This window comes from Ensifer sp. ENS07 (assembly GCF_014852185.1).
Classification (GTDB): domain Bacteria; phylum Pseudomonadota; class Alphaproteobacteria; order Rhizobiales; family Rhizobiaceae; genus Ensifer; species Ensifer adhaerens.
The window spans coordinates 293,607-317,728 of record NZ_JACVBE010000005.1; the positions used below are offsets into that span (position 1 = coordinate 293,607).

Consider the following 24,122-nt stretch of genomic DNA (forward strand, 5'->3'; position numbering starts at 1 on the left):
ACTGACATTGCGTCGTGATCGCAAAGACATACCTGGGCGTATGAGAAAGTACTAATGGCGGACTTTGTTGCAGTTATTCGCAGGACCGTTGACGGCCTGTCGGAAAACACACCTGAAATGCGGGACAGGGTATACGAGAAGGCGCGCGCGGCCGTGCGCCGCCAACTCGAAAACATGAACCCGCGTCCGTCGGACGACATGATCAATCGCCAGCTGGCGAAGCTCGAAAATGCGATCGCCGAGGTCGACAGCGAACATGCCGAGGCCCTGCCGGCGCTCGATGAGCCGGAGGTAGCCGAGGCGGAGACCGTCGAACCGGTTGCCTCGGACGCTGCCGTAGACGAGCCCGTTCCGGAACCGGAACCGGAACCGGAACCGGAACCGGAACCGGAACCGGAACCGGAACCGGAACCGGAACCGGAACCGGAAGCTCAGTCTGCGCCGGTTGCCGAAAGCGAACCGGTGGCTGTTGCCGAGCAGGTCGAACAGCCGGCCGCGGAACCGGAAAGCGCCGCCGAGCCCTACCACCATGTCGAGGCTTATGAGGAACCGACGCATGTCGTCGAGCCTCATGCTGAACTGGCCGAGGAAACTCCGGTCGAGCCGGTAGAATACGAACCGGTCGTTGAGCCTGCCGAAGCCGTTGCGGCGCCGCTGGACGAAAGTCCCGTCGTGGCTCAGCCGCAAGAAGACGCGCCAGCCTACGAAGCGCCCGAGTATTCGGAGCCGGTGGCAGAAACGCAGGACACATCGGAGCCTTCCCCGTCGGTCGAGGCGCTGCACCATGCCGCGCATGAGCCGGCCTGGGAGGAAGCGCCGGCGGCAAACGCCGAGCAGAAGCCGGCACTCTCGGAGTGGGACCTGCCCGAGTGGGAGACCGTTGGTCCGACTTCGACCGTCGCTCCGGTTGCCGAACACCTCAGCGACGAGCGTGCCGCCGAGGCCCACGAACCGGATAACGCGCCCGAGCTCCTGGGGATGCATCCGGTCGCCGAGCCGGACCAACATGCGCCTGAGGCGACGCCCAAGGCGGACCCGGTGCGCGGCTGGTCGTTCGACGACAATGACCCCTTCGCGGCGATCGAAGAGCGGCGGGCCGAGAAGACTTCCGAACCGGAGATCAGCGACTGGTCATGGCCGGTCGAAAAGCCTGTTCAGGCTACTGCCGCACCGGCGGCACAGAACCAGCAGGAACGCGCTGGTACCGCTTGGGATCATATCGACGACCTGCTCGGTTTCGAGGACGCGGCCAATGCTGCTGCGGCGGGAGCCGGAGCTGCGGCCGCAGCACGCGAGCCGGAACGGGCTGGCGAAGCAACCCCGGCGGCGCCGAGGCCGACATCTTACCGGGCCACGCCGAAGCCGTCGCGCTTCAGCATTAAGCGTCTCGCAATTGCGGGCGTCGCCCTGCTGGCGCTTGGCGGCGGCGGGTTTGCCTACTGGCAGAACCGCGAAGCCGGCAATGCCTGGATCTCCGGCATGGTGGCGTCGATAACCTCGGTGGTGTCAAACATCGGCGGAGCGCCGGCAGAACAAAGCACGCCGCCGCAGCCCGCTGGCGAAACCGCCACGCAGGAACCGGCTGCGCACGACGATACCGTCGCTCCGGACAACAGCTCGACCAAGTTCACGCAGCGCCTGATGGCGGACGGATCGGAGACCGACGACGGCCCGGCCAACCCAACCGGCGAGAGCGCGGCGCAGGAAGGCAAGTCCGTGGCGCCGCAGACCGAGGCAGGCAAGCCTGTCGAAGCGGCCGCCGGGCAGGGCGGCACGACCGGCCAGGCCGGAGCGCCGGCGACAGGACAGCCGTCGGGCCAGCCGAACCAGCCTGAAGTCGCGCTTGCGACCGGCGAGAAGATGTTCCTCTACGAGGAGCGCCTTGGCCAGTCTTCGCCCACGGCCGTTCCGGGGACCGTGGCATGGACGGTGAAGGAGGAGTCGCCTGGCGGCGACGCCAAGCCCGAACCGGCAATCCAGGCCCAGATCACCGTTCCCGACCGTGGCCTCACCGCGCTGATGACGATCAAGCGGAATGCGGATCCGTCGCTGCCGGCAAGTCACGTCATCGAATTCGTGTTCTCGCTGCCGTCGAACTTCGAAGGCGGCGCTATCGACAGCGTCCAGCGCGTATCGATGAAGCGGACCGAGCAGGACCGGGGAGACGCCTTGATCGCGGTTCCGGCCAAGATCACCGACGATTTCCACATGATCGCGCTGAACGATGCGACGGACGCCATCGGCAACAACACCGAACTGCTGCGTAGCCGCAGCTGGATCGATATTCCGCTCACCTATCGCAACGGCCGCCGCGCGCTGCTGACGCTTGAAAAGGGGCAGAGCGGTACGGATGCCTTCAACCAGGCGATGCGCGCCTGGTCGACGACGGGAACGGCTGCCGAAAGCAACAGCCAGTAAGCTCGATAAGAGCGGTAGATACAGAAAACCCGGCGGAAGCAACCGCCGGGTTTTTTGTTGGTTTTCGCGCTCTTGAAGCAGAACCTTTGTTGAAGTGCTGCAGTCGCCTCAGGCGCCTTCGACGACGCGCAAGGAATTGGCGCGCTCCAGCGCTGCCTTGCGCACGGCATCCTGAACCTTTTCGAAGGCGCGAACCTCGATCTGTCGGACGCGCTCGCGGCTGATGTCGAACTCGGCCGAAAGATCCTCAAGCGTCAGCGGATCTTCGGTCAGACGGCGTGCTTCGAAGATGCGACGCTCACGGTCGTTGAGCACCTTCATCGCGTTCGCCAGCAGCGCCCTGCGGCTTTCGAGCTCGTCCTGCTCGATCAGGATTTCTTCCTGGTTGTCGTGATCGTCGACGAGCCAGTCCTGCCATTGGCCGGAATCGCCTTCGCTCGCCTTGATCGGCGCATTGAGCGAGGCGTCGCCGGACAGGCGGCGGTTCATCGACACGACTTCGTCCTCGCTCACCTTGAGCGTGGTGGCGATTTCCTTGACCTGCTCCGGCTTCAGGTCACCCTCATCGAGTGCCTGGATCTTGCCCTTGAGGCGGCGCAGGTTGAAGAACAGCCGCTTCTGGTTGGCGGTCGTGCCCATCTTGACCAGCGACCACGAGCGCAGGATGTACTCCTGGATCGCCGCCTTGATCCACCACATTGCGTAGGTGGCGAGACGGAAGCCGCGATCGGGTTCGAACTTCTTCACGGCCTGCATCAGGCCGACGTTGCCCTCCGACACGACTTCGCCGATCGGCAGGCCGTAGCCGCGATAACCCATCGCGATCTTGGCGACGAGGCGAAGGTGGCTTGTGACGAGCTTGTGTGCCGCTTTGCGGTCGTCATGTTCCTGGTACCGCTTGGCGAGCATGTACTCTTCCTGCGGCTCCAGCATCGGGAACTTGCGAATTTCGTCGAGGTAACGATTGAGGCCGCCTTCTCCAGCGGCAATGGACGGCAAATTGTTTCGGGCCATATGAAGCACCCCCCTTTTTAGTCTCCGGCCTCCGGTCGGCAAGCCGGGCATGTGGGTCTTCGTCAAGACCCCACGAACGTAGAAAATAAGTACGGCGAAAGCATGATTCAAGGAGTCCGGTTCACAAGCATGTGACGCCGGAGCGACGGAAATGTCACGAATAGAGGCTCGCCTTAGATCGGAATTCTTTCGCCGGATTTCAAGGGGCGGTCACTCCCCGCTGCGCAGCGCGTCGATCAGCGCTGCCATGTCGGCCGGCATCGGTGCTTCGAAATGCATGGTCTCGCCGGTCGAGGGATGTTCGAACTGCAGCATGAAGGCATGCAGCGCCTGGCGGTGAAACTGATTGACCACGGTCTTGGCGGCCTCCGGCAGAAGGTTCGCCTTGGTTCTGAAGGCGGCGCCGTATTCGGGATCGCCGATCAGCGGGTGGCCGATATGAGCCATGTGCACGCGGATCTGGTGGGTCCGGCCCGTTTCCAGGTGGCATTCGATGGTCGAGGCGAGCGAGGTGCCGTCGGGCTTTTCGAGATAGCGCTCGACCACCTCGTAATGGGTAATCGCCTCGCGGGCGTCGTCGCTGCCCTCGCGCTTGACCGCGCGCTTCGTCCGGTCGCCGGCGCGGCCGAGCGGCGCGTCGATCGTACCCTTCAGTTGCCGTGGCCGCCCCCAGACGACCGCCCGGTAGGCGCGCTCGAGCGGGCCGGTGCGGCCGTGGTCGGCAAACTGGTCCGAGAGATGGCGATGGGCCGCATCGTTCTTGGCGACGACCATGACGCCGCTCGTCTCCTTGTCGAGGCGATGGACGATGCCGGGGCGCTTGACGCCGCCGATGCCCGACAGGCTGCTGCCGCAATGGTGGATCAGGGCGTTGACCAGCGTGCCGGTCCAGTTGCCGGCGCCCGGATGCACGACAAGGCCGGCCGGCTTGCACAGCACGATCAGGTCGCTGTCCTCATAGAGCACGTCGAGGGGAATGTTCTCGCCCTTCGGCTCGGGATCTTCCGGCTCGGGCAGGTCGATCTCGAAAACGTCGCCCGGTTGTACCTTCTTTTTCGGTTCGCTCACCGGCTTGCCGTTGACCGACACCGCACCCTGTTCGATCAGGGCCTTGATGCGGTTGCGGGAGAATTCACCCGAAAGTGCGTCCGTCAGGAAGGAATCGAGCCGCCCTGCGGCATCCTCGCCCGCCGTCAGGACTTTCCTATTGGCCGTTGCTTGTTTAAAGGGGTCGTTCATTCCGCTAAAAATCCGAAAAAAGGCCAGCCATGACCGCAATCGAGCCCGACGACCAGGAAGACAAGCCGCTAGATCCGGCGATGGAAAATGTCCGCCGCAAGATGGTGAAGCTGCAGCTCGTCTCGGCCGGCGTCATGTTGGTCATGCTTATGGCTGTCCTTGGAACGATTGTCTACAAGCTGACACGCACGGATGAGAAAGCGCCGGCCCAGACGTCCGCTGCCGTCGTCCCGAGCGAGGCACCGCTCAACGCCGTTGCCGCGCTGCCCGCAGGCTTCACCGTGACGAATGTCGCGCTTTCGGGCTCGCAGGTGCTGTTCTACGGCAACCTGCCCGGCGCCGAGCCGCGCGCCATCGTCTTCGACATCGGCACCGGCCGCATCGTTGCGGATATTACCGTTCGGACGAACTGACGGCATGCCAGGCGCCCTCCCGCCCGTCTTGCGCATCGACGATCCCGCCGATCCCCGGATCGCCGGTTTCGTCTCGATCAAGGAGCGCGATCTGACGGGGCGGCAGGGTCGCTTCATCGCCGAAGGCACCGTGGTGCTGCGCATGCTGGCTGCCGCGCACGAGACCGGCCGTGGCTTTGCGGCCGAGGCCCTCCTGCTTCTGGAAAACCGTCTGGAGGGCGTTGGCGACATTCTTCGGCGTTTCCCGCCTGACGTGCCGGTCTATGTGGCGAATGCGCAGGTGTTCGACGCGATCGCCGGCTTCAACATGCATCGCGGCGTGCTGGCACTCGGGCGCCGCGAAGGCGAGCCGGATCGCGACGCGCTGATCGCGTCGCTACCCGCGTCGAGCCTGGTGCTGGCGGCGTGCGGCATCTCCAACCACGACAATATGGGTGCGCTTTTCCGAAACGCCGCGGCCTTCGGGGTCGATGCGGTGCTGATGGACGAGACGAGCTGCGATCCGATGTACCGCAAGGCGATCCGCGTTTCCGTCGGTTCCGTGCTGACGGTGCCTTTTGCCCGCGAAGGGTCCGTTGCCGTCATGCTGCAGCAGCTGCAGGATGCGGGCTTTGCAATCTGGGGCCTGTCGCCGGCGGGAACGATCGACATCGGGGCGATCCCGGCGGCACAGCGCACGGCGCTTCTGATGGGGACCGAGGGCGAGGGGCTGCCGCAATCGGTGATGACGGCGATCCAGACGGCGCGCATCCGCCAGCGTCCTGGGCTCGACAGCCTCAATGTGTCGACCGCGGCGGGCATCGCATTGCACCAGGTGGCATTGATCAACGGCCGGATCTGACGGTTCGCACTGGTGTAAGGGCAGATGATTCCGACCGCTGCGCGCACTACTCGCGCGGCAGGATGTCCTTGACGCGCTTTGCCAGGCTTTTCCTGTTACCGGTGCCTTCTTCCTCGCCCGAGAGCAGGCCGAGGATGGGGGAGGCGGCGCCTTCGTTCGTCGCCGTCAGTGCGACCATGCCCGCGGCGATTGCTGCGACTTCATCACGAAGCGCCTCGTCATGGGCTGCGGACTTGGAGTTGGTTAGGCGCTCCGAAAGGGCGGTGGCGCGATTGCGCAGGTCGTCGGCGGCGACGATGGAGCCGGGCTCCCCTCCTACGGATTGGGCCGGTTCCGCGGCGCCGTTGGCGGCCGGTTCGGATGCCGGCTTGCGGTCGCGGCGCAGGGGAAAGGCGACGCCCGCGGCGCGGAGAGCCTTGGCGGCGTCACGCATTTCCTGGTTGGTGTCCTTGACCTTGGCTTTCAATCTCTCGATTTCCCCGGCGCGCCTTTCGAGCGCGCTCTCGCGATCGGCGCTGGTCGCCATTTCGCGCGCAAGCTTGTCTTCCAGCCGGTGAAGGCGGGTCCCGTCGCGCGACAGGCGGAGCTCCATTTCCTTTGCATGGGTGGTCTCGGTCTTCAAGTCGCTGCGCAGGGCTTCGCGCTCGTCGCGCAGCGTGGCAATCCGGCTCTTCAGATGCTCGACCTCGGTCTCGCGCGCAGCCAGATCGATCCGCAGATTGTCGGTCTGGGCCGCATCCTGGGCGAGCTGGGCGTCGCGCTTTCTGATCTCGTCAGCCTTGCCGGCGTTGTCCCGCTCGACGCTGTCGAGGGTCGCCTTCATGCGTTCCAGCCGCTGTTCGAACTGGCGGATGGCCGAGCGCATGTCTGCCGCCTCAACGTTCATGTCGGCCAGCTGGGCGTGCAGATCGGCGTTTTCGCCACTGAGGCGACGGGCTTCCTGCAGGCTCTTCTCGTTGGTCAGCATCAGCGACACGCCCTTGTCCCGTTCGCGCTTCAGGGCCTGAAGCGTGCGGGCATTCTCGGCGGCAAAGGCGGCGCGGGCAGCATCCTTTTGCGCGCGCACCTCCTGAGGGCTGAGCGGCATCGTCGCTTTCAGCCGGTCCTCGGCGAAACGCACGATCCGGCGGTGGATCGCCGGTGCGACCAGGAGACCGATGATGATCGCCGTCAGAAAGCCCAGGGCAAAGAGAAGCGAGAATTGGATCACGAGCTGGCCGTTTCGAAACTGGACCGGAAACCGAACCGCCTGCCCGGCCACAAAGGGCACGGCAGGCGCTCCATCTTCCGCTTCCTTGCACTAAACATGACGTTTCGTGCGCTGCAAGTCTATGGTGCCGGATTTTGCGACAGGCAGGTCCGGCAACGGTCTTAGAAGGGATTCCAGGTGGGGGTCTGGGTCATCTTGAGGTAGCCGACATTGACGCCGAGGCGCGCGCCGATGCCAGTGCGGATCGGCACCACGACGATGTTCTCGTCGGTCAGCACCGTCATGCCGACGCCGGCAACCACATAGGCCGAGCCGGAGACGCCGCCGAAGCGCTTGTAGAGCGCCGGCACGCTCGGCAGATTGTAGACGAGCATCATCGCGCGGCTGCCTTGGCCACCCCAGTCGATGCCGAGCGACGGACCCTGCCAGAAGACGCTGTGCTGTCCGGCATTCTTGGTGTTGAGCTCGCCTTCGCCATAGGTGAGGCCGGCGATGAACGCGCCTGAGCCTTCCTGCCCGAGAATGTAGCCGTTCGGCAGGCCGTAGCGTTCAAAGGCACGTTCGACGACCTTGGCAAGGCCGCCCGAAGTTTCGCCGAAGAAGCCGTGACCGGCATCGACGATTTCCTGCATGGTGTATTGGCTGTTGTTGTTCGCCGACTGGGCGTGCGCAGCGGACAGGGCGCCGGCGACCAGAAACATCGTGGCCAGGACAACACGGCGAGCCGATGTGGCTGCCTTCATGATCTGATGCATCATATCCTCCGTCAGGCGCGAAAATTGCTCGCTTGCGGGTTTGCAGTGGCCGACAGTCAGATCACTGCTCGGCCAGTTGGGGTCTGGACCAATGCCATGCAATTTGAACTGATGGTCTTAACAATCGGTTTACCAAATGTGGTGTCATTATGTTCCACTGATGAACGGCTGCGCCGGGCAGCTCATGACTTGCGTCTTCACGCGTGAGGCTTTACCGGCGTGACCACGGCGCGTGCTCCAGGCGACGGCCGATGGCACCAAACAAGGAACTAAGATGGCAACGAATCCGAACCTGACATTGACGGGACCCGATCTGGCCGCGCTTCTGTGCAGCCGGGTTTGCCACGACATCATTTCCCCGGTCGGCGCCATCAACAACGGCCTGGAACTGCTCGACGAGGGCGGCGCCGATGCCGATGCGATGGACCTCATCCGCACGAGCGCGCTCAACGCCTCTGTCCGGCTGAAGTTTGCGCGCCTTGCCTTCGGTGCCTCGGGTTCGGTCGGCGCGTCGATCGACACTGGCGAAGCGGAAAAGGCCGCCAAGGATTTTGCCGCTGCCGAGAAGAAGACCGAGGTCAATTGGCACGGCCCGCGGGCGATCATCGCCAAGAACCGGGTCAAGCTGCTTCTGAACCTCTTCCTGATTGCCTACGGCGCCATTCCGCGCGGCGGCTCGATCGACGTGACGCTCGAGAATCCGGAATTCGACGCCGCGTTCACGCTCGTTGCGAAGGGCCGGATGATGCGGGTACCGCCGAGGCTGGTGGAACTCCTGTCCGGCACGCCGGAAGAGGCGGTCGATGCCCATTCGATCCAGCCCTATTACACCGTGCTTCTCGGCGAGGAGGCGCGCATGGACATCGCCGTTACCTCGACCGGCGAGGAAATCATCTTTACGGCCAAAATGCAGCCTGAGGTTTAATTCGACGGCGCCAGGTATTCCGATTTCTTGACTTCTCGACAGCCGCCGGGTGCCATCGCATCCGGCGGAAACGTATCTGCCATATGCGTTTCGATCTCGCTCGCATTCTGGAAAATTTAATGTTTTCAGAGTGTTGATCCCGCATGAAAAAGCTTCGTTAAGCAAACTCCGTAACGAAATCTTTCCCAAATTTGTATAGAGTTGTTTCAGGAATGCCGATACGCGTATAGGTAAGTGGCGAAGGGAGTTGGACATGCGACGTTTGATGATTGCCGACGGCTCGGATGTCGTGCGGAAAGTTGGAAAACGTATCCTCTCCGGCATGGGCTTCATGGTTTACGAGGCGTCGAACAGCCTCGAGGCGCTTGTGCGCTGCGAAGCGGAACTCCCGAACATCCTGATCATCGACGCGGGTCTCGAAGGCGCGCTCGAGCTCATCGGCAATATTCGCCGGTTGCCGAACGGCCCTTCGGTGCGGATCTATTACTGCGTCGTCGAGGCAGACCTGAAGAAGATGATGGCCGGCAAGCGCGCTGGCGCGGACGACTTCCTGCTGAAGCCTTTCGACCGCAAGATCCTGACCAGCGTTTTCGCGAGCCAGTCGATGGCGGCCTGAGCCGCCTTATCCTGATCTGTTTGCAGCAAAATCAAGCCGTGGCGTTTGCCGCGGCTTTTTGTTGTGTGCGGAGCGGGCGAGCGGATCAGATTTTCGAGCGTCGGGGAAGGGGAGGGTGCAGGCGCGCGCAACCCTGGCATCCGCCGGGCATTGCAGGACCGGCAAGCGTGGTCGTTTGCGCGCAAAACAAAACCCGCCTCATAGGCGGGTTTTGCGAAACTCTTGAATGTCGGGCCCGCATCATGCGGGGATCGATGCAAGCCCTGGCGGGGAATCAGGCAGTTTCGGCGTATTCGGCACCATCCGGCTCGCGCAGCACATAGCCGCGGCCCCAGACGGTTTCGATGTAGTTGGCGCCGCCGGCGGCGTTTGCAAGCTTCTTGCGCAGCTTGCAGATGAAGACGTCGATGATCTTCAGTTCCGGCTCGTCCATGCCGCCGTAGAGGTGGTTCAGGAACATTTCCTTGGTGAGCGTCGTGCCCTTGCGCAGCGAGAGCAGCTCGAGCATCTGGTATTCCTTGCCGGTCAGGTGGACGCGCTGTCCGCCGACTTCAACCGTCTTGGCATCCAGGTTGACGATGAGCTCGCCGGTGGAGATGACCGACTGGGCGTGGCCCTTGGAGCGGCGGACGATCGCATGAATGCGAGCGACCAGTTCGTCCTTGTGGAACGGCTTGGTCATGTAGTCGTCTGCGCCGAAGCCCAGGCCGCGAACCTTGTCTTCGATGCCGGCCATACCCGAAAGAATCAGGATGGGTGTCTTCACCTTGGAAAGACGCAGCGTTCTCAAGACTTCGTAGCCGGACATGTCCGGCAGATTGAGGTCGAGAAGGATGATGTCGTAGTCATAAAGTTTGCCGAGATCGACGCCTTCTTCACCGAGATCGGTGGTGTAGACGTTGAAACTCTCGGACTTGAGCATCAGCTCAATGCTCTGAGCCGTTGCACTGTCGTCTTCAATTAATAGAACCCGCATATTCTTCCCCTTTTCCGCCGCCCAAGGTTGTCGTGGCACCCTTACGCGATACGGATCCAGTCGTTGCCTGATTTGGAGGCTGCCACCAAATGGTTAACAAATTCTGATTCCCTCTGGCAAGGTGTATCGAGTTTGTTAAATATTTTTAGCAGTCTCCTGATTTCAAACGTGAATCCAGAACGGCTAATCTCATGTGAAACATGAGGAAATGCCGTTATCTGACTCTTCTGACTCGTTAATGCCGGGGCGGTCACATTTCGTGCCTCAGCATTTACGGAGCCTTAAATCATCACGCCTATGATTAACGATGCCCGTAAACGAAAGGTTACCAGCGGTAGGCTTTTGTTAATATCGCTGAAGATTTTTCGTTTCCGGCCCTGTTCGGGCCGGCTCGCGGGCAAATCAGTAACCGGGGTCTCGTTATCCACGGGAGTATTGCGTATGAAAGCACGTGAGAGCCTTGTCCGCCTGAAGGAATTTCAGGTCCGGGAGAAGCAGCGTCAGCTGAACCAGCTTCAGATGATGATGGCTGAGTTCGAACGGATGACCAAGGATCTGGAAAATCAGATTATTTTCGAGGAGAAGAAGTCGGGTATCTCCGATCCCCAGCACTTCGCCTATCCCACCTTCGCCAAGGCCGCACGTCAAAGAGCCGACAATCTTCAGGTTTCCATTCGCGAACTGAAGACGCAGCAGGATGCTGCCGAACTCGCGCTCGAAGAAGTGCAGGCTGAATACGCGAAGGCGGCGGCCCTCGAAGAGCGGGACACGTCGACCCGCCTGCGGGCATAGCTGCGGCTCCTGCGCCAAAATCCGGCGCAGCGGGCCGTAACGCCTTGTTCCAAAGGGTGATTTGAACCCCGAGCCGGATCCGGCAAGGGGGATTTGTCCGTTGGACGGGCCGATTGCCCGTTTCGGAGCAGATGGTTCCATCCTTGACGGATCATGCGGCTGGCATGATCCGATCTGGCACGATCGTGACAAGACAAAAAGACCCGCCCGATGCCTCGGCATCCGGGCGGGTCTTCTCATTTTGAGGCCTGCAGGGCCGCGCCTCTTTCAAGACGCGCCAAGGTCGCGATTTCGATTTAAGATTTGTGCCGTGGCTGCCGCGGTTGTCTCAACCCTGGATGACATCCTGCCATTCGGGATGCCGCATCGCCTGGGCCTTCATGAAAGGGCAGAGCGGAATGATCTTCCAGCCGCCCTTGCGGGCTTCCTCGATCGCATGCTTGGCCAGCGCCTGGCCGACACCCTTGCCGCGCAGAGCATCCGGAACGAGCGTATGATCGACGATGATCAGTTGAGGCGAGGTGCGCGAATAGGTCATTTCACCGGTATGGCCTTCGACTGATGTCGAGTAGCGGCCGTGCGATCCGGTTTCCTCGTGCATAATTTCCATGGCAGCCTTCCTTGATGAACGGGTTTGTCTGCGTGGAAGCTAGCGCAGTTTTCCGCAAATCGGAATCGCCTGCCCCGCCATCGCCGGAGGACAGAGCGTTCGTTAAACGCAACCAATGCCGGTGCGCGCGGGACCTGGAAAAACGACGGCGGCGGCCCCGGGAAACCCGGAGCCGCCGCGCGACCTATGGCCCTGTGATGGGCGAACTAGTGGCGATACTGCTGGATGCGAGTGGTGCGCAGGCCGGCGAGACCGTGATCGTTGATCGAGGACTGCCAGGACAGGAACTCCTCGACGGTAAGGGTATAGCGTTCGCACGCCTCTTCCAGGCTCAACAGGCCACCGCGCACGGCGGCAACAACCTCAGCCTTCCTGCGGATCACCCAGCGCCGGGTATTAGCCGGCGGCAGATCCGCAATCGTCAGAGGGCTGCCATCGGGGCCGATGACATATTTCACGCGTGGTCGCATCATTTCGGTCATGGGACTCTCTACACAAACTCAAGACCATATGACCGTGACCTTAGCCTGCCACATTTAACATTTGCCTAAGCGTCAAGTAACAATTTGCTCATAATTTGAGACACTTCCGGTGGGCTTTTATCCGCGTGTGGCGCCCCTTAGATCTTGGGGCAATATTTCCCCGACTTGTGGAAACGCTTGAGAACAATCCGGATTCTCGCGGAATTGACATGGGAGCCATGCAAATACCACATTTCACTTTAACTAAAATTTTTGGTAACGAAGCCCCGAAATAAGGATGAGCGTCGTATGTACGCTCCCGCATTCATTCTTGGTGCATCGTCATAGTTTTCACAACCGGGCGCGTTTCTTTCGCGGGCAGGCCGGGAGCGGCAGTTTTATTTCGCCTGTCGGGTGAATTTCATGCTCCTGAAGATGTGGGGCGTTGTTTGTATTTCTCTCGACCGGTGCGGTGGCGCCGGGGATGTGGTGATCGCAGATGAAGGAATCGCATGAACCGGCCTTGCTGCGCGAGGCTGAAACGGTGGAGATGTTTTCGGACATCGATACGGCCACCGTCCGCACCGAGTACGAACTTCTGCATCTCATGCGGCGGTTGATCGCGCGCTATGGCTTCGGCCATTTCATGATCGCGCGCATGCCGCTGGCCGAACAGCAGCGCTTTTCCGAGCGGCTAGTGCTCAGCAACTGGCCGTCCGAACTGGTGCGCCAGTACGACGCCTGCGAGACTTTCCAGTCGAGCGGGCTGGTCGAAAAGTTGCGGTTCACCAAGCTGCCGGTGACCGGCGGGGCCGAGCTGCTCGATGTTGCGGCCAAGCCCGCGGACGAGGCCATGGTGCACCGCCTGCTGGCCCATCCGGAGATGGCGCGCCATTTCGCGGTGCTGCTGCACACGAGTGGCGGCGATCCCTTCATCGCCATGCTTTCGGGCCGTCGCGAGGCACCTGCCGGCGTCGAGCGGGCGACGCTGTATCTCACGCTGGTCCAGCTTTTCGAATGCCTGGAGCGCACCTTCGACACCGGCAATACGGCACGTGAAAAACTCTCGAGCCGCGAGTTGGAATGTCTGCGCTGGGCGGCTGCCGGCAAGAGCAGCGACGAGATCGGCATCATCCTGGGGATCTCGACCTACACGGTCAGCAGCTACTTCAAGAGCGCGACCCGCAAGCTCGATGCCGTCAACCGCATGCAGGCGATTGCCCGCGCCATGCGATTGAAGCTGATCTGACGCCTTTAAGGCCGGGCAGCGGCAGCGGCCGGCCTTGCCGCCGGACGGACAAGTTTCTATATGTCGCGGAACTGAAAGTACTGCGGCGCGCTCTATGCATCCGATTGATGCCGGCCGCCGCGGAGCCGAAGATGCCGTGGGCCGAGAGTTCCTCGGCAAAGCATCGCATGAAGCGTGAAACAGGGCAGGCGCAAGGTTGCCGCCCGAAGGCCGGATTGGATCCCGTGAACAGTCTCGATTTTGACCGCAAGCCCGAAGATACGCGTGTCGTCGTTGCCATGTCCGGTGGCGTCGATAGTTCCGTCGTTGCCGGCCTGCTCAAACGCGAGGGCTACGACGTTCTCGGCATCACGCTGCAACTCTACGATCACGGCGCCGCCGTGCACCGTGCCGGCTCCTGCTGTGCCGGCCAGGACATCGACGATGCACGCCGCGTTTGCGAAACCCTCGGCATTCCCCACTACGTGCTCGACTACGAAGCGCGCTTCCGCGAAACGGTGATCAATCCCTTCGCCGAAAGCTATATCGCCGGCGAAACGCCGATCCCTTGCGTTGCCTGCAACCAGACGGTCAAGTTTGCCGACCTGCTTTTAACCGCCAAGGAGCTTGGCGCCGATGCGCTGGCGACCGGCCACTACATCCGCTCGCGCCCGAGCCCGAAACCGCGCTATGCCGGCCAGCGGGCGCTCTACCGGCCGACGGATGCCGATCGCGACCAGAGCTACTTCCTCTTTGCAACGACGCAGGAGCAGATCGACTATCTGCGCTTCCCCTTGGGGCATCTCTCCAAGGCCGAGACCCGCAAGCTCGCCGAGGAGATGGGCCTCGTCGTCGCCCAGAAGGCAGACAGCCAGGACATCTGTTTCGTGCCCCAGGGCAAGTACAGCGACATCGTGTCGAAGCTGAAGCCGAATGCAGCGCTTTCCGGCGAGATCGTGCATCTCGACGGCCGCGTGCTCGGCACGCATGAGGGCATCCTGCACTACACGATCGGCCAGCGCCGCGGCATCGGCGTTGCGACCGGCGAGCCGCTCTACGTCGTCTATCTCGACGCCCGCTCGCGCCGCGTCATCGTCGGCCCCAAGGAGGCGCTGGAAACGCGCCGCGTCTACCTGCGCGACGTCAACTGGCTGGGTGATGAGGACGTCGAAGTGGCCGCTGCGCGGGGCTTTGAATGTTTCGCCAAGGTGCGCTCCACCCGCCAGCCGGCGCCTGCCGTGCTCGCGATGGACGAAGAGGGCATCTATGTGGAGCTTGCGGAAGGCGAAGCCGGTATTGCACCCGGCCAAGCCTGCGCACTCTATTCCGGCGTCGGCGAGGATGCGCGCGTTTATGGCGGCGGATTTATTCGCAAATCGGAACGCGAAGCCGGCGCAGAAGCCGCGCTGAAGGCGCTGCTTTCGGCGCAGGCAGCCGCCTGAAGCCCTTGATTTCCGGGCTGTTGTGAAAACTTCACATTTTCCCGGAGACTTGGGTTGACAGTGGGCGGAAGCGGGCCGTATAAGCCGCCCGTCCAGTCAAGACGGCTTCCACTTCGAAGCCCTGACGCGGTACCCGGCGGAGTAGCTCAGTAGGTTAGAGCAGAGGAATCATAATCCTTGTGTCGGGGGTTCGAATCCCTCCTCCGCTACCATTTGTTCCCGAGTGAATCGATAATAGTTTGCTTGTACGGCATGCGTTACCACCTCGGGGCGAATGAGGTGGTCGATTCATTACGCGCGCTGGATGAGTTGCTGAAAAGGCGCCAAGCGGGCACTCTGTTTGAATGCTCTTAGCCATCCGCAGTGTGCAAATGTACACGTGCTGCGGTGTTCGGCAGGAAATCGATGACGGGTACCCTCAGCCTAAAATCAATCGGTCTTTCCGTACCGTCTTCATATTGTCCGTTTACAATGATCTCAGCGATCGTTGTAGTGCTAAGACCCCCAATGAGTTCGATGAAGTCTTCAACTTCTTCCTGGAAGAGCAGTTGGAAGTCGAAGATATCTGGACGACCTTGTCTGTCTATCCAGCCTTCTACGCCAGGCACTGTGTTGAGCCATCCTGCCGCATTGATCCCGCAGTCGTTGACGACTCCGCCGGGCGTGAATTGGTCCTCAGACCAGCGAAACTTGATCGGCATGGGAATTGCGACATCCGCGCACCGGATCCTGATCCGGTGAATGGCGAGGGTACGCCTGTTCCAATTGATGAAGCGCAGAACCGCACGTGTGTGGTCGAAAGCGTAGACGTGGACCTGAAAGACGGGATCGCCATCTCCGAGCGCGAATGCAGTTGTCGCCTTTGTTCCGCCAATTGGTGATAAACGAAGTATGCGCCGACCGCGGCTGCGAGAAATCCCACCCGCCGGCCGTCGCTGCCAGCCAATCCTGTACGGTGCATCTCGACGCTTCGCAGAGCTCCCAGTTCGTCACATCTGGAAAGAAGCGAATAAGCAGTACAAAGGCGGCCAAGGTCAGCGCGCTTAGAACCGGAATGTAGAAGCCTCTGTCGTTCATAGGCATATCCCCATCCTACGCATGGTAAGCGGGGACGGTTCCATTCCGCAATCTGGAGATGACTGCTCGTGGCTGGCCGGTTACGGCATCAATCTCTAACGATTTTAAGATTGCAATGATTGATGAGGGAGATCTGGCACGAAAGCGCTCGTCTGAGGCACGCACAATCGCCGTCAATGGTGCGGCGGCTTCAAGGGCAATGTCAGCGCCGGTCCGCTCTTGACCCCGAACTGTCTGCGGAACTGCCTTGACGCGCTGCCGTCAAAGAGCGATTGCGGCAGCGGGGCGCCGATGGCCCATTTGTATTTGGCGTCCTGATCGTTGCTCAGCGCCTGATGCGCCACGGCGCTCAGGGGCAGGACGTATTCCGGCTTGCGCAGGCCTCTTTCGGAATTGCCGAGCCAGGTCAGTACCACCAGGATTTCGCCGCCGAGTTCCAACACATCGAGTGCGAGCGGTTTTCCGCCGACGGAGGCGCGGACGGCCTGCTCGTGGAACTTGAACGCGCTGAGTTTCAGTTCGTTTTGCGGATCCGTCATTTCGGGCCTTCCTGGATATGCTGCTAATGCTGTCTTGAGCGGCGATTCGTTCAGTCAGCGTTCCCTATCATAATCCCTCTGGCCATACATGGAGCCGATGATCGATGCAAAAGGCGCCGCCATCATCGATGGCAGCGCCTGCAGATGCGGCTTGAGAGGGTGTGCGTAGAAACCAGTCGGGCATGCTGCCCGGCTGCCGCCGCGGGGTAGGTCGCCTCAGCGATGAATCGACGAAGTGATCGTCGTGTAGTCCGGCAGGTCGATGTTGGCGATTTCGGCTGCGCGATATTGGGACAGGGCGAAGTGCATGATGGCGATCACGGTGATCGAGAAGACCAGTACGGTGACGTTGACGCCGAAAGCGGTTTTGATCATGTCCTTGTCCTCCAGTCCCTGCGTTCGTTGATGTGTGACTAAGAACCGTGACATGGAGACTATCGTGTGGCGTCAATCGTGCTGTTCCCCGGGGAACATGGAATATGGTTGCTGAATTCTTAACCGGCGTGGCCTGAAAACCGCAGGTGCGGAGATCGCTTGCGATCGTCGGGGCTGCGGATAAGGTGCGCGGTCCGGGACCGGATCAGGACCGGACATCTTCACAGGCTGACGCCCTCGCAAAGTCGCGTTGGCCACAGCCGGACGCGCGGCACGCCTCGCGCTGCCGCATTTTCAGAAGCGATTGCATCATGACCATCTCCATCCGCCCCTCCCGTCCATCCGATTTTCCGCGCACCTTCGAGATCTGGCGCAGCGCCGTTGTCGCCACCCATGATTTCCTGACGCCGGAGGATTTTGCTGCGATCGAGGTGCTGGTGCGCGACCAGTATCTGCCGGCCGCCGAGTTCTGGATTGCCGCGGATGAAAATGACCTGGCGCTCGGTTTCATGGGCATGAGTGGGGCGCAGATCGACTCGCTCTTCGTCCACGCCGAGGCGCGCGGCGCTGGCGTCGGTCGGCGGCTTGTCGAGCATGCGATGAGCCTGCATCCGGTGCTGACGGTTGACGTCAACGAGCAGAATGTGTCCGGCGCCGGTTTCTATCGGCGAATGGGTTTTGAGGTGGTCGGGCGTTCGCCTGTCGACGATGCAGGCCGGCCCTATCCCCTGCTGCATCTGAGGCGCGGCTGAACGACGCGAGACGGCGCCCGATCAGGCGGCCGGCTTGTCGATGGTGATCAGGAAGAGGACGGCAGAGGCCGCCGGTTCGATGGTTAAGGAGGCTGCGCCCGTCAGCACGGCCGTGTCGCCCGCTGCCAGGTCGGCCGTGGCGTCACTTGCGGTCAACCGCACGGCGCCGCCGTGGCATAGCACGAGGGTCGTGCCCCCCAGGTTTTCTGCCCTGCGCGGATGATCGAGTGCCAGTCGCTGAACCGAGTGCGTGAGCCTGCCGCGCCGTGTCATGACGTTGAGGTCGACGATCGGACCGTCGACGAGGGTCGCTGATGTTGCGACGTCGGCCGGGAAGGGGAGCGGCGCCGTCTCGCCGGTCATCAAAGCGGGCCTGCGACCCTCGATCATCAGCCGCATACCCTTGCCCTGAAGGATCGACAGCGTGCGGTCGATACCGGGGAAGCTGGAGAAGGGGCCATCGGTGGCGACGGTCGCCATGCTGACGCGCCAGTCGAAATCGGCAAGCGACGCCTTCTCGGGGAAAATGGCGATCTCCACCGTCTCACCGCCGCCGTTCTTCCAGGGCATGCGCTTGTAGTCTTTCGCGCGCAGCACCTTCATGGCGTGCCTCCTTCGATCAGTGTGCGCATGCGGGCGAAGTCGCCGTTGAGCGGCCGGTCGTCGGCATAGGTGGGGATTTCCGAGCGAATGCGCCGGTAAAGCGCGTCGGTGCGTGCGGCGCGGCCACGCGGCTGCAGGTCATAGGCCTGCGACGCCGCAAGCAGTTCGATCGAAAGGATCGTTTCGAGGTTGTCGGCGATGGCAAGTGCCTTCCAGGCGGCCGGCGTCGCATGCGTCAGGATGTCCTCCTGCAGCGCCGAGGTGATGCCGCCATCGAGGCTGGCGGGGGCCGCGAGGCGCCGGTTTTCAGCGGAAAGGGAAGCGGCGGTGTACTGGGCGATCATCAAGCCGGAGGCAACACCGCTATCGCCGGCGAGGAAGGCCGGCAGGCGGCTCACCAGCGGATTGACGAGCCGGTCGATGCGGCGCTCGGAGATGGCAGCGACTTCGGCAACGGCGACGGCCAGGCTGTCCATGGCAAGGCCGAGGGCAGCCCCGACCGCATGGGCCTGCGAATGCACCTCCGGCGCTTCGGGCGTGCCCGACACGGCCGGGTTGTCGGTGAGGCTTGCAAGCTCGCGGTCAACGACGTCGGCGACGTGGGCCAGTGCATCGCGGGCAGCGCCATGGACATGCGGCACGGCACGAAGGCTTAAAGGATCCTGCGTGCGGGTGCCCGCGGTCTCGGCGAGCATCGGGCTGCCGGCAAGAAAATCGCGCAGGGATGCTCCGACCTCATCCAGCCCCTTGGAGCGGCGAAGCGCCAATGGACCGGCGGCAAAGGCATTCGCCTGGCTGCCGAGGTTTTCATAGGTCATCGCGGCGGCGGCATCCGCCCAGTCGAAGAGGTGCGTAGCGCGCGACAGTGCCAATGCCGCAAGGCCGGTGGCGCAGGGCGTGCCGTTGACAAGGCTCAGGCCCTCCTTGGCTTCGAGCCTGAGCGGCTTGAGGCCGATCCGCGCGAGCGCCTCGACGCCGCTGATCTTGCCCTTGCCGTCATCGACGGTGCCGTGGCCGATCAGCACGAGGCCGATTGCGGCCGCATGGGTGAGATAGCCGACCGAGCCGCGCGAGGGGATGTCGGGGATGAGGTTGGCGTTGAGCAGTGCCAGCAGCGGCTCGACCGTCTCGATGCGCACGCCGGAATAGCCGTGGGCGAAGTTGGCGATCTGGGCGGCCATCACCGCCCGGGCTTCGGGCCGGGCGAGCGGTTCGCCAACGCCGCAGGAATGGCTGAGGATGATGTTGCGCGATAGCGCCTGCTGGTTCTCGCGGTCGATGACGACGTCGCAGAGCGCGCCGACACCGGTGTTGATGCCGTAGCCGCGGATGCCGCGCTCGACCAGAGCGTCGACGACCCGGCGAGCGTGGACGATGCGCTGGCGTGCTGCATCGGAAAGCGCGAGCGGTGCGCCATTGGCGACCGCTGCGATTTGCTTCCAGGTCAGTGGTGCATCGAGGACTACATTCTCACTCATGGGCTTCCGGTCGTCCCTGTCGGCGTTGCACGAAGCGGGCAACGTAATCGTTGGCCGGCCGTTCCAGAATATCGTCCGGCGTGCCGACCTGCACCACCTGGCCGTCCTTGAGGATGGCGATTTCCGAACCGATGCGCAGCGCCTCGTCGAGATCATGGGTGATGAAGACGATGGTCTTTGAAAGGTTCTGCTGCAACTGCAGCAACTGGTCCTGCATGTCGGCGCGGATCAAGGGGTCGAGTGCCGAGAAGGCCTCGTCCATCAGGATCACATCGGTATCGGCGGCCAGCGCCCTAGCCAAGCCGACGCGCTGCTTCATGCCGCCGGAAAGCTGATGCGGGTACTTGGCGTCGTAGCCGGCAAGGCCGACGGTCTCGATCCATTTCATGCCGATGTCGCGGGCCTCGGCCTTGGGCAGGCCGCGCACGCGCTGGCCGTAGACGACGTTCTGCAGCACGGTGCGATGCGGCATCAGCGCGAAACTCTGGAACACCATGCTGACGCGGTGCATCCGGAAGGTGCGCAGCGCTTTGGCGTCGAGGTCCAGGATGTTGCTGCCGTCGAACGCCACTTCGCCGCTGGTCGGCTCGATCAGCCGGTTGATGTGGCGCACGAGGGTCGACTTGCCGGAGCCGGAAAGCCCCATGATTACGAAGATCTTGCCGGCGCCGATCGTCAGGCTGACATTGTTGAGGCCGACGCTGCAGCCGGAGCGGGCGAGGATTTCGGACTTGTTGAGCCCTTCCTTGGCCATGGCGAGCGCGGCTTTCGCGTCCTGCCCGAAGATCTTGTAGACGTTTCGGATCTCGATATCAGCCATTGCGGGGATCCTCCGTCCGGCTCTTGCCGAAGCCTTGCGTGATGCGGTCGAGAACGATCGCGAGAATGACGATGCCGATACCGGCTTCCAGCCCCTTGCCGACGTCGAGCGTCTGGATGCCGTTCAGCACCTGCTCGCCGAGGCCGCGGGCGCCGATCATCGAGGCGACGACCACCATCGACAGCGCCATCATGATCGTCTGGTTGAGGCCGGCCATGATTGTCGGCGTGGCGAGTGGCAGCTCGACACCGAAGAGGATCTGGTTGGGGCTGCCGCCGAAAGCGGTCGCTGCTTCCACCACTTCATGGTCGACCTGGCGGATGCCAAGATCGGTAAGGCGAATGAGTGGCGGCACGGCATAGATGATGGTGGCGAGGATCGCCGGGACCTTGCCGAGGCCGAAGAGCATCAAGGCCGGGATCAGGTAGACGAAGCTCGGCATGGTCTGCATGACGTCGAGCACCGGCAGGGTGATGCTGCGCACGGTCCGGCTCTTGGCGACGAAGATGCCCATCGGCACACCGATGACGACGGAGACGATCGTTGCCATCAGCATCAGGGCGAGCGTCTGCATCGTCAGGTCCCAGAGGCCGAGCACGCCGACGAAGAACAGCAGCACGCCGACGGCGACCGTCAGGGTCCAGCGCTTCGAGCTTTGCCAGGCGAGCGCCATGAAGATCAGGATGACGACCCACCAGGGCAGGCCGCGCAGGATCCATTCGATGAATAGAACGGCTTTCAGAATGACGGCGCTGATCGCCTTGAAGACCCAGCCATAACCGCTGACCAGCGCCTGGATGAAATCGTTCACCGGCCCGCGAATGGAGAGATTGAGAGAATCCGGAAACATCGGATGCGTTCCTTGCTCGGGCTGCCAGCGGACACAGATCGGCCGCCGGCGGCACTTGCCACGGGTATGTGGCCGGCCGCCGGATCGGGCTTCATCGCCGCGCTAGACGCGGCGATGAAGCCCAAGTCAGCGGCTGGTCGCGATTACTTGAGGCTGGCTTCGATCTTGCCGCGGGCTTCGTCGGAAACCCACTTGCCCCAGACATCGGCCTTGGTTTTCAGGAACTCGGCGGCCGCTGCCGTCGCGTCGACCTTGTTGTCGGCCATGTAGGCGAGACTGCCGTTGACGGCGTCGAGCGGGAAAGTCGCCTTTTCGAGGATGGCGATGATTTCAGGGGCTTCCTGCGCGAAGGTGCTGTTGACGCCGTAGGAGACGTCGACCGACGGGAACGCGCAGCCCTGCTCGCGCTTGCCGTTGGCACTCGAAAGCTCCTTCCAGCACTCCTCGCTATAGGCCGGCTCCTCGAGTTGCACGAGCTTGAACTTGCCCATGATCGCCGTCGGCGACCAGTAGTAGAAGAGGATCGGTTCGCCCTGGAGGTAAGCGGACGTGATGGCGGAATCGAGCGCCGTGCCGGTGCCCGGGCGGAAGTTCACATAGGTTTCGCCGAGCTTGTAGGCTTCGAGCTTGGCGGAGCTGACGCCCTCGCAGGTCCAGCCCGAAGGGCAGTTGAGGAAGCGGCCCTTGCTGGGCTCTTCCGGATCGGCGAAGAGCTCGACGATCTTCGGATCGGAGAGCTGCGACACGCTCTTCAGATCCGGCGCCTTGGCTTCAAGGCTGCGCGACGCATCGCCCTTGATGACGTATTCCGGCACGAACCAGCCTTCGCTGGCGCCGACGAAGGTCTTGCCGACGGCGACGACCTTCTTTTCCTCGACCGCCTTGTTCCAGACGTCCGAACGGCCGAGCCATTCCTCGGCGAAGATCTGGACGTCGTTGTTGGCGGTTGCCTGTTCCAGCGTCACCGAGTTGCCGGGGATCGAATCCACCTGGCAGTCGTAGCCCTTGGCAAGAATGGTCTTCATCACTTCGGTGATGAAGGCGCCGCTTTCCCAATCGATGCCGGCGAACATGACGGTCTTGCCGTCGCCGCAATACGAAGCGCTGGCGCTGCCGGTGGAGGCCGCGAGCACGAGGCCGGTTGCGGCCAGGGTGAGTTTCAATTTGTTGATCGACATTAAGCTGTTCCCTGATTTGATTTTTGGCTTTGACGATTACTTCAGTTTCATCAGCACCCGCGCAAAGGCGCGGTCGATATCGTCCTCCCGGTCGTGGCGTCCGTTCCGGATCTTCCACGCGCCCGCGACCATGACGTCGCGGACAGTCTCGCCGCCGAGTGCAAAGAGCCAGCGGTCGAGGATCTGGTTGTCGGTGGCGGCGGCGATGTAGGGATTGCTGCCGTCAAGCACGACGAAATCGGCGCGCGCGCCGACGGTGATGCCGGCCGCCTTCTGACCGGCGGCCTGGGCGCCGCCCTTGAGCGCCGCGTCGAAGATGGTTCGGCCGATCGAGGCGCCCGGCCCGGTGGCCAGCCGGTTGCGGCGGCGGTCGCGCAGGCGCTGGCCGTATTCGAGCAGCCGCAACTCCTCGGCGACGCTGGTCGCCACGTGGCTGTCGGTGCCGACGCCGATGACGCCGCCTTCGGCCATGAAATCGACCGCCGGGAAAATGCCGTCGCCGAGATTGGCCTCGGTCGCCGGGCAGAGACCGGCAACGGCGCCCGAACGCGCCAGACGCTGCCGTTCGCTTTCCGTCAGATGCGTTGCGTGGATTGCGCACCAGCGTGCGTCGACGGGCATTTCATCGAGCAGCCACTCGACCGGGCGGCGGCCACTCCAGGCGAGGCTGTCGTCGACTTCCTTGGTCTGCTCGGCCACATGGATGTGGATCGGACCGGCAACGGGTGCGGCATCGAGGATGATGCGCATCTCCTCGGGCGTTGCGGCGCGCAGCGAATGGATGGCGTAGCCGAGCGTATGGCCGGCGTCGCGGCAGAGCGGCGCGAGCCGCTCAAGCAGTGCGAGGAAATGATCAGGATCGTGCAGGAACGGCCGCTGGCCGGGGTTGGGCGCGACGCCGCCGAAATTGGCGTGGGCGTAGAAGACAGGCAAATGCGTGAGGCCGATGCCGGTCGTGCGGGCGGCAGCGAGAATGCGCAGCGACATTTCGGCCGGGTCGGCATAGGGGGTGCCGTCGGCCTGGTGGTGCAGATAGTGAAACTCGGCGACGTGGCCGAAACCGCCCTTCAGCATTTCCATATAGAGCTTGGCGGCGATCGCCTCGACGTCGTCAGGGGTTACCAGCCCGACGGTGCGATACATTTCCTCGCGCCAGGTCCAGAAGCTGTCGTCACCGCTGCCCGCCACTTCGGCAAGGCCGGCCATGGCGCGCTGGAAGGCGTGGGAGTGAAGGTTGGCGATCGCCGGGATCAGCGGGCCGGCCGTGCGCTCGTCGCCGCTAGCGGCGGTGGTGCCGGTTTCGATCGTTGCGGTGCGACCGGAAGCGTCGAGCGAAATCGCGACGTTTTCGGCCCAGCCGCCGGGCAGGAGAGCCCGTTCTGCAAAGATCCGGTTGACGGGAAAACTAGCCATGTGCATTTTCCTGTACGTAGTTGTATATGGAACTATAGATATTTTACGCTGGCGCGCAAGCGTGAAATGAACGAAAAGATTCGAGGGCGAATGCGCA

Annotated in this window: 25 protein-coding genes and 1 tRNA gene; 10 read left to right on the forward strand and 16 right to left on the reverse strand. The window is 62.6% G+C overall.

Annotated features, from left to right (window positions below; all coding sequences use genetic code 11):
* Positions 1 to 54: 54 nt before the first annotated feature.
* Positions 55 to 2,418 (forward strand): hypothetical protein, encoded by a 2,364-nt coding sequence (locus IB277_RS18650; RefSeq protein WP_192371334.1) that lies wholly within the window; start codon positions 55 to 57, stop codon positions 2,416 to 2,418.
* Positions 2,419 to 2,526: 108 nt separating this feature from the next.
* On the opposite strand, the gene rpoH is transcribed toward IB277_RS18650, so the two are convergent.
* Both rpoH and IB277_RS18660 read right to left on the reverse strand, forming a co-directional pair.
* Positions 2,527 to 3,432 carry an RNA polymerase sigma factor RpoH gene (gene rpoH / locus IB277_RS18655; RefSeq protein ID WP_034806441.1) on the reverse strand — a complete coding sequence of 302 codons (906 nt, stop codon included), beginning with the start codon at positions 3,430 to 3,432 and terminating at the stop codon, positions 2,527 to 2,529.
* Between the two features lie 210 nt (positions 3,433 to 3,642).
* A complete protein-coding gene (locus tag IB277_RS18660; RefSeq protein WP_090299766.1) occupies positions 3,643 to 4,671 on the reverse strand; it encodes an RluA family pseudouridine synthase in 1,029 nt (342 codons plus the stop codon).
* Between the two features lie 29 nt (positions 4,672 to 4,700).
* On the opposite strand from IB277_RS18660, the gene IB277_RS18665 reads away from it, so the two are divergent.
* Both IB277_RS18665 and IB277_RS18670 read left to right on the forward strand, forming a co-directional pair.
* Complete coding sequence (locus IB277_RS18665; RefSeq protein ID WP_034806447.1) at positions 4,701 to 5,084, forward strand: hypothetical protein; 384 nt, start codon at positions 4,701 to 4,703, stop codon at positions 5,082 to 5,084.
* Between the two features lie 4 nt (positions 5,085 to 5,088).
* Positions 5,089 to 5,925: an RNA methyltransferase gene (locus IB277_RS18670; protein ID WP_034806450.1), complete on the forward strand. Its 837-nt coding sequence runs from the start codon at positions 5,089 to 5,091 to the stop codon at positions 5,923 to 5,925.
* 46 nt (positions 5,926 to 5,971) lie between these two features.
* Here the strand turns inward: IB277_RS18670 and IB277_RS18675 are convergent, their stop codons facing one another.
* The gene (locus IB277_RS18675; protein ID WP_060518656.1) at positions 5,972 to 7,135 is read right to left on the reverse strand and encodes a hypothetical protein; all 1,164 of its coding nucleotides are present in this window, start codon (positions 7,133 to 7,135) and stop codon (positions 5,972 to 5,974) included.
* A 161-nt stretch (positions 7,136 to 7,296) separates the two neighbouring features.
* Positions 7,297 to 7,890, reverse strand: coding sequence for a DUF1134 domain-containing protein (locus IB277_RS18680; protein ID WP_082566315.1), 594 nt, complete (start codon positions 7,888 to 7,890; stop codon positions 7,297 to 7,299).
* 274 nt (positions 7,891 to 8,164) lie between these two features.
* Between IB277_RS18680 and chpT the strand changes: the two genes are divergently transcribed.
* Complete coding sequence (gene chpT / locus IB277_RS18685; protein ID WP_060518553.1) at positions 8,165 to 8,815, forward strand: histidine phosphotransferase ChpT; 651 nt, start codon at positions 8,165 to 8,167, stop codon at positions 8,813 to 8,815.
* A gap of 253 nt (positions 8,816 to 9,068) precedes the next feature.
* Positions 9,069 to 9,431, forward strand: coding sequence for a PleD family two-component system response regulator (locus IB277_RS18690; RefSeq protein ID WP_034806707.1), 363 nt, complete (start codon positions 9,069 to 9,071; stop codon positions 9,429 to 9,431).
* Between the two features lie 274 nt (positions 9,432 to 9,705).
* Here IB277_RS18690 and ctrA read toward each other — a convergent pair whose 3' ends face one another.
* A complete protein-coding gene (ctrA, locus tag IB277_RS18695; protein WP_025424706.1) occupies positions 9,706 to 10,407 on the reverse strand; it encodes a response regulator transcription factor CtrA in 702 nt (233 codons plus the stop codon).
* Between the two features lie 441 nt (positions 10,408 to 10,848).
* On the opposite strand from ctrA, the gene IB277_RS18700 reads away from it, so the two are divergent.
* Complete coding sequence (locus tag IB277_RS18700; RefSeq protein ID WP_034806460.1) at positions 10,849 to 11,199, forward strand: flagellar export protein FliJ; 351 nt, start codon at positions 10,849 to 10,851, stop codon at positions 11,197 to 11,199.
* 328 nt (positions 11,200 to 11,527) lie between these two features.
* Here IB277_RS18700 and IB277_RS18705 read toward each other — a convergent pair whose 3' ends face one another.
* Positions 11,528 to 11,809 (reverse strand): GNAT family N-acetyltransferase, encoded by a 282-nt coding sequence (locus tag IB277_RS18705; protein ID WP_060581188.1) that lies wholly within the window; start codon positions 11,807 to 11,809, stop codon positions 11,528 to 11,530.
* A 206-nt stretch (positions 11,810 to 12,015) separates the two neighbouring features.
* The gene (locus IB277_RS18710) at positions 12,016 to 12,291 is read right to left on the reverse strand and encodes a DUF1153 domain-containing protein (protein ID WP_003527546.1); all 276 of its coding nucleotides are present in this window, start codon (positions 12,289 to 12,291) and stop codon (positions 12,016 to 12,018) included.
* A 478-nt stretch (positions 12,292 to 12,769) separates the two neighbouring features.
* Here IB277_RS18710 and IB277_RS18715 point away from each other — a divergent pair, with 478 nt between their 5' ends.
* The 3 genes from IB277_RS18715 to IB277_RS18725 all read left to right on the forward strand — a co-directional run bounded on the left by IB277_RS18715 (position 12,770) and on the right by IB277_RS18725 (position 15,152).
* Entirely contained in the window at positions 12,770 to 13,519 is a 750-nt protein-coding gene (locus IB277_RS18715) for a LuxR C-terminal-related transcriptional regulator (protein ID WP_034806462.1), read from the forward strand.
* Between the two features lie 167 nt (positions 13,520 to 13,686).
* Positions 13,687 to 14,940: a tRNA 2-thiouridine(34) synthase MnmA gene (mnmA, locus tag IB277_RS18720; protein ID WP_051659745.1), complete on the forward strand. Its 1,254-nt coding sequence runs from the start codon at positions 13,687 to 13,689 to the stop codon at positions 14,938 to 14,940.
* Between the two features lie 135 nt (positions 14,941 to 15,075).
* Positions 15,076 to 15,152 (forward strand) — tRNA-Met (locus tag IB277_RS18725).
* Between the two features lie 138 nt (positions 15,153 to 15,290).
* Here the strand turns inward: IB277_RS18725 and IB277_RS18730 are convergent.
* The 3 genes from IB277_RS18730 to IB277_RS18740 all read right to left on the reverse strand — a co-directional run bounded on the left by IB277_RS18730 (position 15,291) and on the right by IB277_RS18740 (position 16,931).
* Entirely contained in the window at positions 15,291 to 15,641 is a 351-nt protein-coding gene (locus tag IB277_RS18730; protein ID WP_146243018.1) for a hypothetical protein, read from the reverse strand.
* Positions 15,642 to 16,190: 549 nt separating this feature from the next.
* Positions 16,191 to 16,556: a hypothetical protein gene (locus tag IB277_RS18735; protein ID WP_090299918.1), complete on the reverse strand. Its 366-nt coding sequence runs from the start codon at positions 16,554 to 16,556 to the stop codon at positions 16,191 to 16,193.
* A 216-nt stretch (positions 16,557 to 16,772) separates the two neighbouring features.
* Positions 16,773 to 16,931, reverse strand: a complete 159-nt coding sequence (locus IB277_RS18740) for a hypothetical protein (protein WP_156133954.1) — start codon at positions 16,929 to 16,931, stop codon at positions 16,773 to 16,775.
* A gap of 311 nt (positions 16,932 to 17,242) precedes the next feature.
* Here IB277_RS18740 and IB277_RS18745 point away from each other — a divergent pair, with 311 nt between their 5' ends.
* The gene (locus IB277_RS18745; protein WP_089044557.1) at positions 17,243 to 17,683 is read left to right on the forward strand and encodes an acetyltransferase; all 441 of its coding nucleotides are present in this window, start codon (positions 17,243 to 17,245) and stop codon (positions 17,681 to 17,683) included.
* A 21-nt stretch (positions 17,684 to 17,704) separates the two neighbouring features.
* Here IB277_RS18745 and IB277_RS18750 read toward each other — a convergent pair whose 3' ends face one another.
* From IB277_RS18750 to hutF, 6 genes are all read right to left on the reverse strand, one after another.
* The gene (locus IB277_RS18750) at positions 17,705 to 18,286 is read right to left on the reverse strand and encodes a HutD family protein (protein WP_090299916.1); all 582 of its coding nucleotides are present in this window, start codon (positions 18,284 to 18,286) and stop codon (positions 17,705 to 17,707) included.
* On the reverse strand, positions 18,283 to 19,764 hold the full coding sequence (gene hutH, locus IB277_RS18755; protein WP_090299914.1) for a histidine ammonia-lyase: 1,482 nt from the start codon (positions 19,762 to 19,764) through the stop codon (positions 18,283 to 18,285). The genes IB277_RS18750 and hutH overlap by 4 nt, the downstream gene beginning before the upstream one ends.
* The gene (locus IB277_RS18760) at positions 19,757 to 20,584 is read right to left on the reverse strand and encodes a glycine betaine/L-proline ABC transporter ATP-binding protein (protein ID WP_060518545.1); all 828 of its coding nucleotides are present in this window, start codon (positions 20,582 to 20,584) and stop codon (positions 19,757 to 19,759) included. Before IB277_RS18760 ends, hutH begins: the two co-directional genes overlap by 8 nt.
* The gene (locus IB277_RS18765; protein ID WP_034806492.1) at positions 20,577 to 21,434 is read right to left on the reverse strand and encodes a proline/glycine betaine ABC transporter permease; all 858 of its coding nucleotides are present in this window, start codon (positions 21,432 to 21,434) and stop codon (positions 20,577 to 20,579) included. The genes IB277_RS18760 and IB277_RS18765 overlap by 8 nt, the downstream gene beginning before the upstream one ends.
* A gap of 143 nt (positions 21,435 to 21,577) precedes the next feature.
* Positions 21,578 to 22,612, reverse strand: a complete 1,035-nt coding sequence (locus IB277_RS18770) for an ABC transporter substrate-binding protein (RefSeq protein WP_034806494.1) — start codon at positions 22,610 to 22,612, stop codon at positions 21,578 to 21,580.
* Positions 22,613 to 22,648: 36 nt separating this feature from the next.
* Positions 22,649 to 24,025 (reverse strand): formimidoylglutamate deiminase, encoded by a 1,377-nt coding sequence (gene hutF / locus IB277_RS18775; RefSeq protein ID WP_090299912.1) that lies wholly within the window; start codon positions 24,023 to 24,025, stop codon positions 22,649 to 22,651.
* Between the last annotated feature and the right edge of the window lie 97 nt (positions 24,026 to 24,122).